We start from the raw sequence: 15218 nt of genomic DNA, 5'->3' as shown, positions 1-15218 counted from the left end.
GCGCTTGCACACGGCTGTGCAAGCGGCGTAATTTCACAGTAGCGTGCAATTGCACGCGAGTGTGAAAATTGGGAGGAGAGGGACTATGACCACCCAGGTGGCAAGTGCTCGGATCGGGATCGTGCCGCAGTCGTCCGCCGGCCGTGCTCAGGGCGGGTCGTCTCTGTCGGCGATCCGCGGAATGGGCGCAGCCCGTGCCCTTTACGGTCTCGTTCCTCTTGTGTTCTCGATGATCGAATCCGGCGTCGGTACAGGAGTCGCGGGTCCGGCGCTGTTGCTCGTCGGGATCCTCACCCTGCTGCAAGGGTCGGCTGTCGTGTCCTCGGCATCGCGGTTGGCGCGAGACGATGTCGGTGTACTGGCCGCGGTGCTCGCAGACGCAATGGCAGTTGTTGCCGGAATTGCGTTGGCGCTCTTGGCTTGGGACCAGTTCTCTGTGGCGGCCGCGACCGTAGTTCTCGGTGCGGTGGTTGTCGCCGGCCTGTCGATGGTGGTAATTCCCCTGGTGACAGCCAAGACCTCGTGGGGACCCGCCCGGCGCTGAGCCGGGTCTGAGAGCCAGGGCTTTGTGTCTACCGTGCGCTGGTGTACAAGGTGTTGCAGCGACACCGGCTGCCAGGAACGGCGGGCGGTGTCGCTGCCTTGGACGAGGGTGTGTTCAGCGAGACGGCAGGATGGTTTCCGCTTCGGCAGGGGCGGTCACCGGCGTCGCGACAGGGTCGGTGTCCGCGTCGAAGCGGCGTTTGTTGGTTTCAGCGCCGGCGAGGGTGCACAGCAAGCTGACGGCGGCAACACCCGCGAGGTACAGGCCGATGGCGACACCGCCGAAGGAATCCTGGAGCTGTACGGCGAGCAAAGGAGTCACTGCGCCGCCGAGGACGCCTGCGAGGTTGTAGGAGAGGCCGGCGCCGGTGTAGCGGTATCGGGTCGCGAACAGCTCCGGCAACATCGCGCCGACCGGGCCGTAGGCGAGCCCGACGCCGACCTGGGACAGGCATGCGCCGATGATGTAGGCCCAAGTGGTGCCGACACTCAGAATCGGGAACATCAGCAGCGCGAAGACGATCGAGAACAGGTTGCCCAGCGCCATCATTCGGCGCCGGCCCACCCGGTCGCTGAGGCGCGCGCCGACGATGGTGGCCACGGCAAGCGTTGCGCCGATCGCGATTCCGACCGCGAGCACGAATGTCTGCGACAGACCGAGGTTCTTCGTGCCGTAGCTCGTCAGGTAGGTCACGCCGATGTAGTAGAACGCGAAGCACATGCTCACCGCGCCGGTGCCGAGGAGGATTTCGCGCGGCTGGCGGGTAACGGCCTCGAGAAACGGGTTCCTGCTGGGCTTCTGGGTATCGGTGGCGTGACGGAAGGTGGCGGTTTCGCCGATGTTCAGACGCATGTACATGCCGACAGCGATGAGCACGATGCTCAGCAGGAACGGGATGCGCCATCCCCACGCGGCGAAGGACTCGCTCGACATCATCAGGCGAGTGGACAGGAATGTGGCGCTGGCCAAGACGAATCCGAGCGACGGGCCGAGCTGGGGAAACAGGGCGAAGGTGCCACGTTTGTCCGCGGGCGCGTTCTCGGCGGTGAGCAGTGTTGCTCCGGCCCACTCGCCGCCGACCGCCAGCCCCTGGCAAACCCGCAGCAGTACAAGCAGGATCGGCGCCAAGATCCCGATCTGACCGGTGGTGGGCAGCAACCCGACCGCGACTGTGGACAGGCCCATCAGCAGCAAGGTCGACACCAGGGTCTTCTTGCGTCCGATCCGATCACCGTAGTGACCGAACAGAATCGCCCCGAGCGGCCGCGCGACGAAGGCCACGCCCAGCGTCGCGAACGACAACATCGTTGCCGAGGCGGTACCGAGCGCGGGAAAAAACGTCGTGTTGAAGACCAGTGCCGCTGCGGTTCCATAGATGAGGAAGTCGTAGAACTCGATCGTCGTACCGATCAAGCTGGCCCAGGCCAATCGCCGCATCTGGGCTTTCGATGGGGGTGGGGGAGTGGACATGGGGGCTCCTGTTCAGCGTCGAACGGCTGCGTCACGACTGCTCGGCCTGGCCGTCTCCCGATCGATCGATCGGGACGAATCGTGACTCAGGACACAGTCGCACTCGGTGAATCGCGAGGTCAATGCTGAACAGGCCGCAACGTATTGTGGAGTTTGTTCAGCTGTTCAGAATTACTGAACTAGTTTCGGGCTCCGAGGCTACGATGCGATAGCCGAAGGGAGTGTGCGATGATCGGAACAGCGAGTGTGCGGGCGAGCGCCATTCGTGGTGCGGCCCTCGAGCTGTTTGTGGCGCAGGGGTACGAGGCCACCTCGATGAGCGAGATCGGTGCCCGGGTAGGCATCCGCGGCCCGAGTTTGTACAAGCACGTCGCGTCCAAACAGGAATTGCTCGTCGCGATCATGACCGACACGATGGACGCCCTGCTCACGGAGCATCGCAGCGCCGTCGCGGGTACCGACGACCCCACCGAGCGTCTGCGCCGCGCCGTCGAGGCACACATTCGGTATCACGCTCGTCATCGCCTGGAGGCGTTTGTCGGCAACCGCGAGATCCGGAGCCTGACGGAACCGAATCTGTCCGAAGTACTGTGTCGGCGTTCGGAATACGAACGGATGTTCCGGATACTGGTTGCCGACGGCGTCGCCGCCGGCCGGTTCCGGGTCGTCTCGGAGCGGATCGCTTCGTATGCGATCCTCGACCTCGGTATGGGCGTGGCCGTCTGGTTCCGCGAAGACGGAGAATTCAGCGAGAACGAAATCGTCTGGCAGTATGTCGATTTCGCTCTTCGGCTGGTCGGGGCCGCCTGAACGGACCCTACTGGATCCGTCGTTTCGTGCCGGCCCAGGCGGCATCACGGAGGACGTGTTTTCGCACCTTGCCGGTGGAAGTCTTCGGCAGAGCGCCGAAGGTCACCGTTTTCGGCGCCTTGAACCGTGCCAGCCGCTGTCGAACGAATTCGATCAGCTCGGATTCGGTTGCCGCCGCGCCGTCCTGGAGTACGACGAAGGCCGCGGGGACCTCACCCCATCGTTCGTCGGGAACAGCGATCACCGCCGCCTCGAGCACCGCGGGGTGGTCGGCGAGGGCCTGCTCGACCTCTACCGAGGCGATGTTCTCCCCGCCCGAGATGATGACGTCCTTGCTCCGATCCTGCAGTTCGATGTACCCATCGTTGTGCACGACGCCCAGGTCCCCGGTGCGAAACCAGCCGTCGGGGGCCGCCGCACGAGTCGCAGCCTCGTCGTCGAGGTATCCGAGCATGAGATTGTTTCCGCGCAGCGCGATTTCGCCGACGGACTTGCCGTCTGTGGGCACATCCGATCCGTCGGCGTCGATCACTCTCGCGCGACACGAGATCATGTTCCCCACACCCTGGCGTGCCTTGAGGCGCGCCTGCGCACCCTGGTCGAGCCCATTCCATTCGGGGCGCCAGTCACAGATCATCGCCGGGCCGAACGTTTCGGTGAGTCCGTACAGGTGTGTGACGTCGAATCCGAGTTCGCCCATCCTGCGCAGAATGGCAGGGCTGGGCGGGGCACCGCCGGTGGCTACCCGCACCGGTGTCGTGACCGGATGCGCTGCTGGCGCGTACGCCAGCATCGACAGAACGGTCGGGGCGCCGTTGAGATGGGTGACGCCCTCGTCATCGATCAAGCGCCAGACCTCGGCCGGGTCGACCTTGGGCAAACAGACATGGGTGCCGCCCGCGGCGGTGACAGCCCACGGAAAACTCCACCCGTTGCAGTGGAACATCGGCAGTGTCCACAGATGCACAGCCGACGGTGACAACCCGGTGTGCCCCACCATGGCCAGGGCTTGCAGGTAGGCGCCGCGATGGTGGTACATCACCCCTTTCGGCCGTCCCGTGGTTCCGGATGTGTAGTTGATCGACAACAGTGAGCGCTCATCTGCCGGCGTGACCTTCGAGGGCTGGGCCTCGGCGATCATGCGCTCGTACTGCTCGCCGATGACCACCGTGGTGACCGGGTTGCGCACGTGTGTGAGCGCCTCGTCGAGGAGCTCACCGCAGCTCGGATCAACCACTACGACAGCGACTTTCGCGTGCTCGATGATGTAGGCGACCTCGGCGGCCGCCAGTCGCGTGTTCATCGCGACGAGCGGGACACCGGCCCAGGGAACGCCGAAATGCGCCTCGAGGAGGGCGTGGGTGTTCGGCGCCAGGAACGCCACGGGGCGTCCATCCGTCTGCGGCGCCAGCGCACCCGCGAGCTTGGCACACCGATCGTGCAACTGCGCGTAGGTCCACCGTCGAACCCCATCGACCACAGCCACCCTGTCCCCGTGCGCTGCTGCCGCGCGTTCGAGAAAAGCGACCGGTGTGAGCGGTTCAAAGGACAAACGATCGAGATCCAACGACATCCCTCGGCCTCCTCGAGTGCCGCTCCGGGGCGGCAAGTTGTGGTCGTTAGGGTAGCCCAAGGCTAATGACCAGTAGCCTAAATTCACCAATTACCCTCGGTAATCCGAAATCGTGGTAGCGGGCGGCTAATGAAGTGTGGCTGTGGTCGGACGATCAGGGGGATAGCGGATCCGTGGCCGACAACTGCCGGCGGCGTCGAGGAATCGGCGGGTAGATCGCGAGGTGCAGGTGTGCGCCGCAGGCCGACGTGCGGAGTCGAGTCGGGAATGTCTGGTAGCTATGGTCTCGGCTGTCGAGCCGAGCGGGCCTTCCCGAACCCAGCCGGGAAGGGCCCGCTCGAGGCCTGCGGTCAGACGGTGACCGCCTCCTTCTTCTGGAGGGGGTCACGGGTGCGAGCGGGCAGCTCGGTCCCTTCGATGTCGACATCCGGGATCAGCCGGTCCAACCAGCCGGGCATGGTCCACGCCCGTCGCCCGAGCAGCGTCATCGCCGCGGGCACCAGCGTCATGCGAACCACGAAGGCATCGACGAACACGCCGAACGCGAGGGCGAAGCCGATGGACTTGATGATCGGATCGACGTTGAAGATGAACCCGCCGAACACGGCGACCATGATCAGCGCAGCGGCCACCACCACACGCGCACTGTGCGCGACACCGTGGGCGATCGCCTCGGCGGCGTCGCCGGACTTCTCGTAGTACTCGCGCATCCGGCTCACGAGGAACACTTCGTAATCCATGGCGAGACCGAACAGCACACCGGTGAGCAGCACCGGAAGGAAGCTGGTGACCGGTCCGGCCGCCGGAATGCTCAGCAGGTCGTTGAGGTGGCCCTGTTGGAAGACCCAGACCGCGGCACCCATGCTCGCACCGACCGAGAGCAAGAAGCCGAGCACGGCTTTGAGCGGGACGAGCACCGATCGGAACGCGACGGTCAGCAGGATCAGTGCCAACACGACGATGACGCCGATGAACAGAGGCAACGCGGCGCCGAGTTTGGTCGCGACGTCGATCGCCATCGCGGTCTGGCCGGTGACGTAGAGCTGCCCGCCCGAATCCGCGACCTGGGGTGCCAGATCACGCAGCCGATGCACGAGGTCGGTGGTGGCCTGTGCGTCGGGGCTGGTTTCGGGAACCACCGACATCACCGTGACAGTGCCCGTGGAGTCGGGAACGGGCGGGGAGACCGCGGCCACGTTGTCATCGGCCACCAGCGCCTCGCGCAGCTGCAGCACAGTGCTCTGACGCTGGTCCGCAGGGATCGCCTCGGTGTCGATCACCGTGATCAGGGTGGCGTTGAAGCCCGCACCGAAGCCCTCGGTCAGCAGCTCGTAGCTCTGGTGCTGGGTGCTGGACTCTGGCTGGGAGGCGTAGCTGGGCAGGCCGAGGCGCAGGTCGAGCGCAGGCAGCGCGACCGTCAGCAGTCCGGCAACACCGACGAGTAAGACCACGGCGGGCTTGCGGGTCACCATGCGCGCCCACGCCATACCCCACGCACCGGGAGCCCGCTGCTCGCGCACCTTCGACGGCTTCGGGGCGCGGGGGCGCAACCGCTCCCCGAACACACCGAGCACGGCGGGCAGCAGACTGATGGCGACGAGCACGGCGATCAGAACCGTCGCGGCGCCGGCGAATCCCATGATCATCAGGAAGGGGATGCCGGTGATCGACAACGCGGCCAAGGCGATGACGACTGTCGCGCCGGCGAACACGACGGCACTGCCCGCAGTGGCGGTGGCCCGGGCGATCGATTCCTCGGCGGACAGGGCTGGGTCGGTCAACTGCTCGCGGTGTCGGGAGATGACGAACAGGGCGTAGTCGATGCCGACGGCAAGACCGATCATCAACGCGAGAACGGTTGCGGTGCCGGTCATCTCGATGAACCGCGACACGAACATCGTCCCGAGCACGCCCACCGCCACACCGATGAGCGCGGTCACCAGTGGTAGTCCGGCGGCGACGAGAGAACCGAGCGCCACCGCCAGGATGATGAAGGCGAGGGCGACACCGACCACTTCGGCGGGCCCGCCCGCCTCGGTGGGCGGGAGCATCGCCGACCCGCCGAGTCCGACCTGCATGCCGGCGTCGCGCAGCGGCTGAACCGCCGCGTCGAGCTCCTCCTTGGCGGATTCGGGAACCTCGGGGGCTTCCTGCGTGAACACGACATCGGCGTAGGCGATGGTGCCGTCGGGCGACACCGCGCCGGTCGCGGCAGGTGCCATCACGGTGGTGACCCCTTCCACGGTGCCCGCCTCGCGCAGCACGTGGTCGAGGACCTGCTGGTGCGCAGGGGCGGTGAGGGGCGTGCCATCGGTGCTCGCGGCGACGATGCGCACGACACCGCCCGCGGCCTGCGGGAATTCTTCGGTCAGCAGGTCCTGTGCCTGCTGCGATTCGACCCCGGGGATCGTGAACTCCGTGGATGTCTTCCCGTGCAGTACGGCGCCGAGGCCGCCGACCACGGCGAGCAGCAATATCCAGCTGGTGATCACCCAGCGCCGGTGGCGAACCATCCAGCGCGCCCAGGTGTAGAGGCGTGAAGCCATCGTTGCGTTCCTTACCGGTCGTGACGCTGTTCGGGGGGAGTGGTGTGCGGTGCACCGGAGGGCGGGGAAGGCAACCGCAACCACTGCATCCTAAAGCAAATTTACAGTCAACGGTAATTTCACCTCAAGTGGTAAACTTCATCACATGACCGGTAGTGGGCTCAGGGAACGTAGTAAGGCGCGGCGCAGGGAGGCGATCCTCACCGCCGCCTACGAGCTGTTCGCCGAACGAGGGTTCGACGCCACGAGCATCGCCGAGGTCGCGGAGGTCGCCGAGGTGTCACCGCGCACGGTGACCCTGTACTTCCCGACCAAGCTCGAACTGGCGATGGCGCACTTCTCCACCTACGTCGAGGAACTGACCGCGGCACTCCACGAACGGCCCGAAGGTCAGGGGATTCTCGACACCCTCGAGGATTGGTTGCGCCGCAAGCAGGACACGCGCACCAGCTTCGACGACCTGTACGACCGGATGCTGCAGGCCAATCCGCAGCTCGAAGGCCTTTGCAGGGGTCGGCTCACCGAGGCGATCCGCGAAGGCGCACAGCTACTCGCCCAAGAACAGGGCTGGAGCGCCGACGATCTCGCCCCTCGCATGTTGGCCGCGACAGTGGCCAGTGTCATCGGCGAACTCACCCACCGATCCCGACCGGGCGACCTGGACCGGGCGATGGTGTTCATCCGGGCGGCGGCAGCCACCTTGCGCTGAAGCCTGGCGAAGGGCTTCAACCCTTCACGTACAGCTGAAGTCGCCGACCCGGGCCACCGCCCGGATCGGCGCGCCGTCGGCCCCACGCAGCGGCAGCGGAAACAACGAAACCTCGATCGATTCGCCAGACGCCTGCGCGTTCGACAGCTCGTCGAGTGCGGTGAGGTTCTCGGCGATCACGGCGTGCGCACCGCACAGGATCCGGTGTGCGGGCAGGTCCAGAGCGTCGGTCCCGGACGGGTCGATGCTCGGCGCGTCGATGCCGATGGTCCGGATGCCTCTGTCCACCAACAGTTGTGCGGCTTCCGGGTGCAGGTATGGGTGAGTGAAGTAGTCCGGGGTGCCCCATCGCGACGACCAACCGGTGGCGATCAGCACGACCGTGCCGGGTCGCATGTCGACGTCGAACAGCGTCGGTCCGATCGCGGTGTGCGCGGGCACCGACCGCGCATCCACGATCCAGGCTGGTCCGACGAAGCGCTCGAGGGGCAGTTGGTCCAATGTCGGCAGACTGTCGTCCAGATGAGCGGGCGCGTCGATGTGCGTGCCGGATTGCGACCCGAGATGCACGCGCAGCACGTTCACCCCGTCGACGGCGGCACGCAACGCCGGTTCCAGCAGAACTTCCGGATCGCCCGGGAACACCGGCATGCCGGTGTGTATCGGCCGGGTCAGATCGATCAGGCGCACCACATCAGCATACGAGAGCCGTCGACCGTGCTGGGGTGGCTGTGCTGCCCCACGCGAAAACCATTGGTGTTGCGTGATATTCGGCCGATAGCCTGGACGGGACCCGCCGAGTAGCTCAGGGGAGGAGCGAAACTATGTGGGACTGGGGGAAATCTGTCGCCGAGCACGCGGCCGCCACCGCGTGGACCACCTGGCCACCGTCGGAAAGGCCACCGACCGTCGTCGACCCACCGCCGGGTCGCGTGAGCCGATCATGTCGAGTAGTTCGAAAGCGAGTCGAGGTGGCAGGACCGCAGCGGAACGCCTCGCCGACCGACCGGTCGACCTCGGCCACCCAGGTCGAGTAGACCGTCGATCGATGGTTCGGTGGAAGACCCGTGGTTGGATCGGGCTGCTGCGGGTAACGGCCAGGTAGATCTCGGCATCTTCCCGGGAATATGCGGAGATCGAGAACGCGCCGGTTCAGTGAACGAGCCGGCGCGTTCGCCCGTCGGAGCCGTGCAGGTCATCGGCTCCGTCGACGAGCGGCGCGCCTGTCAGCACCGAGCGATCTGGGTTGTCTGGTCGAATCGATCAGCAGCGCAGCCGGTTTCGTGCGCGTCGTCCCGGCGAGAGTTCGGGACGACGCGTGGATCGTCAGCGGCGAAGCGGCGCAACGGTCATCGCCTGCGGTCGCACTCGACCCCTTCGACGAGATCTCCGGAGACCGTGCCGGAACCGCAGATCCACCGTGCGCCGTCGTCGGGACGTGTCACCACGAATTCGCCGTCGATCGGGCCTTCGGTGGGCGCATCCTCGCCCGCGGTGCACCCGGTACCGACGATGTCGGGGAAATCCGGCTCGACCGTGGCGCAGGTGTAGGACCACACCGATTCGGCGGCGGCTGTCGGTGCGCCGAGCAGCAGCGTGCCCGCCACGACGACCAAGGCGGGTAGGAGCGTGCGGGCAATGCGAGTGCTGGTCATGAGATCTCCTTGTGCTGTTCCGTGGAAGGACGAATCGGTTGTCCACCCGGTGCGGCAGACAGCGTGGCGCGCCGGGAATCCGGGTGGGCCATCAGGAGAAATGCGAATTGCCATCGAACGATAACGCGGTGGGCTGGGCATGCAGGGGCGACACGCGTGCTCAGCAGACCACCAGATCCGCTGTCGGCCGCAGGCCCTCGACGCTGCCGGGGGTGATCACGGCAAGGTCGTAGACGTGCCCGGCCGTGAGCTGCCACTGCCCACCGGCCAGCGGGACGACCGCGACGCCGGGCACCGGTCCGGAGGTCCAGTCGAGTCGGCCGGCCATGGTCTGGATGTCGGTGCGGCGCAACACGTTTGCGATCGCGTCGGGATCGGTGGGGTCGTCGGCGGCACGCAGCGCGTGGACGGCAACCTCGAACAGCGCGTAGGCCAGGCCGAGGGGCTGCAACCACGGCCGCCCGGTGCGCTGGGTGTAGGCGTCGGCGAGGTCGGCGGCGGTGGTGTCGTCGAGAGAGGACCGGTAGGGGTGCGCAGGTGTCCAGTAGACCAGGGTGCCCACGTTGTCCTGGCCTGCCTCGCCGCCGGAGCAGGTGACGGCGGGTGGGTAGGCGAGCCAACGGGAGCAGGTGATCAGGCGCGGGTGCCAACCGGATTCGGTTGCCCTGCTTCGGAACAGCGTGAGGTCTCGGGTGGTGGCCGCGCTGGTCACCAGCTCGGCACCGCTGTCCCGGAAGGCGCGCAGGTGGGTGTCGAAGTCGGTGGCGGGCTCGTGGTAGCCGGTCGGGTCGACCAGTCGGTGACCACGTCCTCGTGCGACGGGGGCGAAACCGTGGACGTGGTGGCGCGACCAGTTGCCCTGGGGGCCGTCGTTCCACAGGCAGCCGATCGCCGGGCCGTCGGGTGCCGCGCGCTCCCAGAGGTCGGCGAACACCTCGGCGATGTCGTCGAGACCCCAACAGAAATGGAACGCCCGGTTCAATGGCCGATCGCCTCGGCCGTAGTAGTACACCTGCCAGGGGAAGGTGCTGGAAACGCAGACGCTGCCGAGACTGTCGCACGTGTCGGCGACCACCGGCAGAACCTGGGTGCCTGCCAGGGTGAGCACGATGCGCGCCCGCTCGTCCCGGACGAGTTCGGTGACCGCCCGGCGCGCACCGTCGGCGGTCGACTTGCTGTCGCGGCCGGCGATCCGCAGTCGGGTGCCGCGGGGCGCAAGACGGTGCAGGTGTGGGGCGAGCTCCGTGAGGGCGAAGTCGAGTGGGTCGCCCAGGCTGGAAAGGCGGCCCGAGCGCGCGACGACCACCCCGATGGTCAGAACCGGTCGGCCTGCTTCGATCTGGGGAAAAGGTGCCTCGCTGCGGGTGGTGGGGCCTGCGTCCATGACATCTCCTGTCGATGGCGGGTGCGGGTGGAATGAACCGTCCGAGGCCGACCAGGTGGGAACGCCTTCGGCCGGGTCGTACAGATCTACCCGGCAGCTACTCACGAATGACACCAGCGCCTGCGTGTGCGCGGGCGAGGCGGGTTCGGCCGTGACCTTCGAACTTCAGAGTTCGGTCGAGCGCTCGTATCTGCCACAGGATCGCATACCGAGTCGAAGAATCGGCGCAGCGCGAGGTGTCGATCGGGCATTGAAACCGGCGACGCAAGCGACTCGGAAGCCGAACTCGCGCCGCTCGTGGGCTTCTACACGGCGTTCCGGCGCCGCGCTGAGAACGACAACGGTTCGATCCGTGGTGGCCATGGCTTTGTGGCTGTCAACCCGTCGACCATGGCACCATCAGTGCTCATGTCGTCCCCCATGAGTACCGCTGAACTGGCCGACCGCACCGCGCGTGCCGTCGAGGCCGCCGTCGCCGCCGGCCGCGCACTGGGGCTCACCGTGACCGATCCCGCTGTCCTGCACGACGTGTTCTCCGTGGTGGTACACCTCGCCCCCGCACCGGTCGTGGTGCGGGTACCGACGGTGGTCACCCTGCCCGTCCAGGAGCAGTACATGCGCCAGCGCCTCGAACTCGATGTGGTGTCGTGGCTGGCCACCCGGCACGTCCCCGTGATCCCGCCGAGCCCGCTGGTCCCGGCCGAACCCGTACGCCACGACGGCTTCTCGATGACGTTCTGGCAGTACGTCGACCAGAACCCCGACGTCGAACCCGACTACGTGCGCAACTCCGCCCGCGTCGCCGACCTGCACCTTGCCCTGCGCGACTATCCCGGCGACCTGCCGTTCCTCGCCGCCGCCGAACCACGCACCATCACCACGAGTCTGACCGCGCTCGCCGAGCGCCCCGACCTCCTCGCCCCGGCTGACCTCGACCGAGTCCGCCGCGAATGGGCACTGCTGGAACCCCTGGTCTCCTCGCCCACCGCGTTCGACGCCGAGTTCCCTGGCATCACACCGCAGCCCATCCATGGCGACGCGCCCGCGGTCAATATCGTCACCACCCGCACCGGCCATCTCTACGCCGATTTCGAACTCACCTGCCTCGGCCCCATCGAATGGGATCTGGCCGCCATGGGCCCCGAGGGGGCCGCCGCGTACAACGCCGCCGCCGAGGCCAACGGAACACGTCCGCTCGACCCGCGCGTCGCACAGTTCACCGAGGCGGTCGGCATGGTCCGTGCCATCACCTGCCTCACTCTGGTCGACCAGCAGCCGATCCTCGCCGAGGCGCTCGCGCCCGCTCTCGACGCCTGGCGGAAGCAACCGTTCGCGAACGGCGCTGTGTCGTAGTCGTGGATGAGGGTGAATGATCTTGCGCGCCAGCGGAATTCCTGATGATCGTGGCCTTCGTCAGCCTGGTCGGGTGGGAGCGATGGAGCTCGGTGGTGCCGAGTCGGATTTCGCGGGTCCGGCTGAGGGTGGGCGGGTGGGGGCAGCGATCCTCGGGTTCCGTACCGGGGAGGGACAGGGCTTGGACCTTCGCGTCGCGGCGGCGCCGGCGGTCACCGTCGTGATCGGTTTCGGAGATGCCGGGTTCGTCGTCGACGATGCCGTGGGCCGGCAGAGCTCGACCGGGCTCGTCGCCGGACCTGCGCTCGCGGCGGCGCGTGTTCGTTGCGAGCGAGCCGAGTGCATCGAGATTCGCTTGTCGCCGTTGCGGGCCTATTCGCTCCTTGCTGTCAGCCCGCGTGATCTGGGTCGAGGCATGTCGGGGTGGGAGGAGCTGTGGGGCGGACCGGCTCGGCGTCTGCGGGCTGGGCTGGCCGCTGCCACGGACTGGGATGAGCGCTTCGCCCTGACGAAATCCTTTCTGACCCGGATCGATCGGTGCCGCGAGCCGGATCCGGAGGTGGTCGCCTGTTGGAACGACATACTCGCCGCTCGGGGACAGGTACGTGTAGCCGACCTCGCCCAGTCGTGCGGGTGGAGCCGCAAGCGTCTCTGGTCGAGGTTCGAGTCGCAGATCGGCTTGACGCCCAAACGCGCGGCGATGCTGGTCCGATTCCGGTGTGCGGTAGACGGTTTGCTGGCTGGTCGGTCCGCCGCCGAGGTCGCAGCGGAGGGAGGCTACGCGGATCAGGCGCATCTGCACCGGGATGTGTCGATTTTCGCCGGCAGCACACCTGGCGTGCTCGCCACGCGTTATCTGCCCGATATCGCGCGCTACCGCCACCGGGCGTGGGGAACATTTTCTCAATACTCGACGGGTCCGCTCGGCCGATAGTGGTGTTCGCCTCAGACGAGGCGGCGACCGCGAGAGGACATATGCCGTGAGTGACTACTTCGATCCCGACGAACTACAGGCCGCACTCGATACGGTGCATCGCGCCGGAGTGCCGGGACTGTTCGCCGAAGCGCGTGCCGGTGAGCAGATCTGGCGCGGCGCTGCCGGGGTCGCCGACCTCGCCACCGGCCGACCGGTCACGGCCGATATGCGCCATCGTGTCGGCAGCATCACCAAGACGTTCACCGCCGCGGCCGTGCTGCAGCTGGTCGAAGCCGGTGAGATCGGGCTCGATACACCGATCGGCCACTATCTGCCGCGGTCGGTGCCCGGCGAGCGCGGCGCGGTGATCACGGTCGCGATGCTGATCAACCACATCAGCGGTCTCGCCGAATACCTCCCGTACGCCTATCCCTCGCTCGCCGCGTTCCCCGATCTGGCGCGGACGACACCGGAAAGCTTGGACGACAACAGGTTCAGCCGGTTCAGCCGGGACGAGCTGATCGAGTTCGGTGTGGCCGCCCCGGCCGTCGGTGTCCCCGGCAAGCCTCCGGGGGTGTACTCGAACACCAATTACCTGCTGCTGTGTCGGCTGATGGAGGCGGTCACGGCGACTTCGGCGGAGAAGTTCATCACCCGAAATGTCATCGAACGTGCCGGTCTGCGCCATACCGAACTGCCCGCTGGGCCCGAGATCGACGGGCCGCATTCCCAGCATTACGAATCGTGGTTCGGCATGATCGACCCGCCGCGCGACTACAGCGTCTACGACATGTCCTGGGTAGGCCCGGCGGCTTCCCTGATCTCGACTGTCGCCGACCTCAACCGGTTCTTCGATCTGCTCCTCGCCGGTGAGATCATCAGCCGCCCGATGCTGGAACGGATGCAGCGCACGGTCGCGGTGATCTCCTTCGAAGGCAAGACCGTCGATTACGGTCTGGGGCTGCACCGGATGGAAATTCCCGGTCGTGGGACTTTCTGGGGTCACGACGGCTCGGTCTGGGGTGGCGGCGCCATCACACTGACCAGCGCCGACCGAACCCGCCAAGCCTCCGTCGCGCTGAATCTCCAGCGCTGGAACACCTTGGCGCCGTCTGGTCGGCCACAACCGCACGCGATCGATGATGCTCTCGCCGCCCTCCTGCGAACACTGACCGGCGGACGCCCCGGTCCGTCACCCCGCTGACAGTGAGCAGGTTCCCCCGGAACCGGTCCCGCGACACCCAGGAATCATCCTGCTCAGGTGTCGCCGCGCCGCCGCACGCCGCGTATCGGTACCAGGGCGGCCATCGATCCGTACCGGAGATTCACCGGCTTATGCCGAGGAGGCCGAGGGCGAAGTCGGCGTAGGCGGTAGCGATCTGCTCAGGGGTGGACGGGCCGTCGAGGCGGAACCATTGTGGGAGGGCGGTGCACATTGTCGCGATCGCGCGCCCGGCGGCCTTCGCCTGGTCGGTGGCGCGGTCGTCCTCGGCGAGGGCGGTGTCGATGTCTTCGTCCAGGAGGTATTGGATCATGTTGCGGGAGTGGGTAATTCGCTGTCGATTGGCAGGGTCGAGACTGCGCATCTCGCTGGCGCCGATGAATGCGAGTTCGCGGCGATGGGTGTGGAACAACGCGAGCGCCTCGACCGTGCGGATCAGCCGGTCGCGACCGGTGGCTGCCTCGCTCCGGGCCGCGCCGACCCGCCAGTGCAACTCGTCCATGGTGAGGTCGAGTGCCCGCACCAGCAGGTCCTGTTTGTCGCGGTAGTGGTGGTAGACGCCGGGCACGCTCATGCCGGCCCGGTGTGCGATCGACCGCATGGTCGCGCCGTGGTAGCCGGTTTCCACGAAGGATTCGATCGCGGCGGTGAGCACCGGATCGATGTCCAGCGGCGGGAATTCACGCCATGCGCGGGTCGCTTCGGCGATCGGCCCGGTGACGGCGCCGCGCGGACGCTGTATGGTCACCGCGTTTCGCGACTCGTCGAGCAGCGACTGCGTCGTGGTGCCGAGTTCGGTGGCCAATCGGCGGAGCCGGGGGACCGAGACACCCGTCTTGCCGGTCTCCACGGCACTGAGCGTGGCCGGGCTGACCCCGATCCGGCGCGCGGTCTCCCGCAACGACAGCCCCGCCGCGACTCTCGCTTCCCGCAGCCGCGCACCCAAATCCGTTGGTCCGTTGTCGAGCGTGTCCATGTGTTCAGAATAGCTGAACATCGTGACGGCCGAAAAATGCTGTGTTGACAGTATTAAGCG

General features: G+C 66.9%; 13 protein-coding genes. 6 read left to right on the top strand and 7 right to left on the bottom strand.

Translation table 11 applies throughout. The features are described 5' to 3' along the window. Nucleotides 1–229: 229 nt before the first annotated feature. Nucleotides 230–544 (top strand): hypothetical protein, encoded by a 315-nt coding sequence (locus AB0I35_RS17420; protein WP_357397063.1) that lies wholly within the window; start codon nt 230–232, stop codon nt 542–544. A 114-nt stretch (nt 545–658) separates the two neighbouring features. Here the strand turns inward: AB0I35_RS17420 and AB0I35_RS17415 are convergent, their stop codons facing one another. After that, nucleotides 659–2014: an MFS transporter gene (locus AB0I35_RS17415; RefSeq protein ID WP_357397062.1), complete on the bottom strand. Its 1356-nt coding sequence runs from the start codon at nt 2012–2014 to the stop codon at nt 659–661. A 228-nt stretch (nt 2015–2242) separates the two neighbouring features. Here AB0I35_RS17415 and AB0I35_RS17410 point away from each other — a divergent pair, with 228 nt between their 5' ends. Next, a complete protein-coding gene (locus AB0I35_RS17410) occupies nt 2243–2824 on the top strand; it encodes a TetR/AcrR family transcriptional regulator (RefSeq protein WP_357397061.1) in 582 nt (193 codons plus the stop codon). 7 nt (nt 2825–2831) lie between these two features. Here AB0I35_RS17410 and AB0I35_RS17405 read toward each other — a convergent pair whose 3' ends face one another. After that, entirely contained in the window at nt 2832–4397 is a 1566-nt protein-coding gene (locus AB0I35_RS17405) for an acyl--CoA ligase family protein (protein ID WP_357397060.1), read from the bottom strand. 350 nt (nt 4398–4747) lie between these two features. Further along, the gene (locus AB0I35_RS17400; RefSeq protein WP_357397058.1) at nt 4748–6943 is read right to left on the bottom strand and encodes an MMPL family transporter; all 2196 of its coding nucleotides are present in this window, start codon (nt 6941–6943) and stop codon (nt 4748–4750) included. A gap of 145 nt (nt 6944–7088) precedes the next feature. On the opposite strand from AB0I35_RS17400, the gene AB0I35_RS17395 reads away from it, so the two are divergent. Continuing rightward, nucleotides 7089–7652 carry a TetR family transcriptional regulator gene (locus AB0I35_RS17395; protein WP_357397057.1) on the top strand — a complete coding sequence of 188 codons (564 nt, stop codon included), beginning with the start codon at nt 7089–7091 and terminating at the stop codon, nt 7650–7652. 24 nt (nt 7653–7676) lie between these two features. Here the strand turns inward: AB0I35_RS17395 and AB0I35_RS17390 are convergent, their stop codons facing one another. The 3 genes from AB0I35_RS17390 to AB0I35_RS17380 form a co-directional block, all read right to left on the bottom strand. Beyond that, on the bottom strand, nt 7677–8342 hold the full coding sequence (locus tag AB0I35_RS17390) for a cyclase family protein (RefSeq protein WP_357397055.1): 666 nt from the start codon (nt 8340–8342) through the stop codon (nt 7677–7679). Nucleotides 8343–9001: 659 nt separating this feature from the next. Continuing rightward, complete coding sequence (locus AB0I35_RS17385; protein ID WP_357397054.1) at nt 9002–9307, bottom strand: hypothetical protein; 306 nt, start codon at nt 9305–9307, stop codon at nt 9002–9004. 160 nt (nt 9308–9467) lie between these two features. Continuing rightward, complete coding sequence (locus AB0I35_RS17380; protein WP_357397053.1) at nt 9468–10691, bottom strand: ABC transporter substrate-binding protein; 1224 nt, start codon at nt 10689–10691, stop codon at nt 9468–9470. A 420-nt stretch (nt 10692–11111) separates the two neighbouring features. Between AB0I35_RS17380 and AB0I35_RS17375 the strand changes: the two genes are divergently transcribed. Genes AB0I35_RS17375 through AB0I35_RS17365 form a run of 3 tightly spaced genes read left to right on the top strand, consistent with a single transcriptional unit; the run spans nt 11112 to nt 14164 of the window. Continuing rightward, entirely contained in the window at nt 11112–12044 is a 933-nt protein-coding gene (locus tag AB0I35_RS17375; protein ID WP_357397052.1) for a phosphotransferase, read from the top strand. Between the two features lie 16 nt (nt 12045–12060). Next, entirely contained in the window at nt 12061–12978 is a 918-nt protein-coding gene (locus AB0I35_RS17370) for a helix-turn-helix domain-containing protein (protein WP_357397051.1), read from the top strand. Nucleotides 12979–13024: 46 nt separating this feature from the next. Beyond that, nucleotides 13025–14164, top strand: coding sequence for a serine hydrolase domain-containing protein (locus AB0I35_RS17365; protein WP_357397050.1), 1140 nt, complete (start codon nt 13025–13027; stop codon nt 14162–14164). A gap of 121 nt (nt 14165–14285) precedes the next feature. On the opposite strand, the gene AB0I35_RS17360 is transcribed toward AB0I35_RS17365, so the two are convergent. Then, on the bottom strand, nt 14286–15158 hold the full coding sequence (locus AB0I35_RS17360) for a TetR family transcriptional regulator (protein ID WP_357397049.1): 873 nt from the start codon (nt 15156–15158) through the stop codon (nt 14286–14288). Nucleotides 15159–15218 lie beyond the last annotated feature (60 nt).

Source organism: Nocardia sp. NPDC050378, from assembly GCF_040655675.1.
Classification (GTDB): domain Bacteria; phylum Actinomycetota; class Actinomycetes; order Mycobacteriales; family Mycobacteriaceae; genus Nocardia; species Nocardia coubleae.
This window is presented reverse-complemented; position numbering and strand designations above follow the sequence as displayed.

What these genes read in the sequence shown, in the direction of transcription:
- AB0I35_RS17420 (WP_357397063.1), top strand. Translation starts at nt 230, where the DNA reads ATGATCGAATCCGGCGTCGGTACAGGAGTCGCGGGTCCGGCGCTGTTG.
- AB0I35_RS17415 (WP_357397062.1), bottom strand. Translation starts at nt 2,014, where the DNA reads ATGTCCACTCCCCCACCCCCATCGAAAGCCCAGATGCGGCGATTGGCC.
- AB0I35_RS17410 (WP_357397061.1), top strand. Translation starts at nt 2,243, where the DNA reads ATGATCGGAACAGCGAGTGTGCGGGCGAGCGCCATTCGTGGTGCGGCC.
- AB0I35_RS17405 (WP_357397060.1), bottom strand. Translation starts at nt 4,397, where the DNA reads ATGTCGTTGGATCTCGATCGTTTGTCCTTTGAACCGCTCACACCGGTC.
- AB0I35_RS17400 (WP_357397058.1), bottom strand. Translation starts at nt 6,943, where the DNA reads ATGGCTTCACGCCTCTACACCTGGGCGCGCTGGATGGTTCGCCACCGG.
- AB0I35_RS17395 (WP_357397057.1), top strand. Translation starts at nt 7,089, where the DNA reads ATGACCGGTAGTGGGCTCAGGGAACGTAGTAAGGCGCGGCGCAGGGAG.
- AB0I35_RS17385 (WP_357397054.1), bottom strand. Translation starts at nt 9,307, where the DNA reads ATGACCAGCACTCGCATTGCCCGCACGCTCCTACCCGCCTTGGTCGTC.
- AB0I35_RS17380 (WP_357397053.1), bottom strand. Translation starts at nt 10,691, where the DNA reads ATGGACGCAGGCCCCACCACCCGCAGCGAGGCACCTTTTCCCCAGATC.
- AB0I35_RS17375 (WP_357397052.1), top strand. Translation starts at nt 11,112, where the DNA reads ATGAGTACCGCTGAACTGGCCGACCGCACCGCGCGTGCCGTCGAGGCC.
- AB0I35_RS17370 (WP_357397051.1), top strand. Translation starts at nt 12,061, where the DNA reads ATGATCTTGCGCGCCAGCGGAATTCCTGATGATCGTGGCCTTCGTCAG.
- AB0I35_RS17360 (WP_357397049.1), bottom strand. Translation starts at nt 15,158, where the DNA reads ATGGACACGCTCGACAACGGACCAACGGATTTGGGTGCGCGGCTGCGG.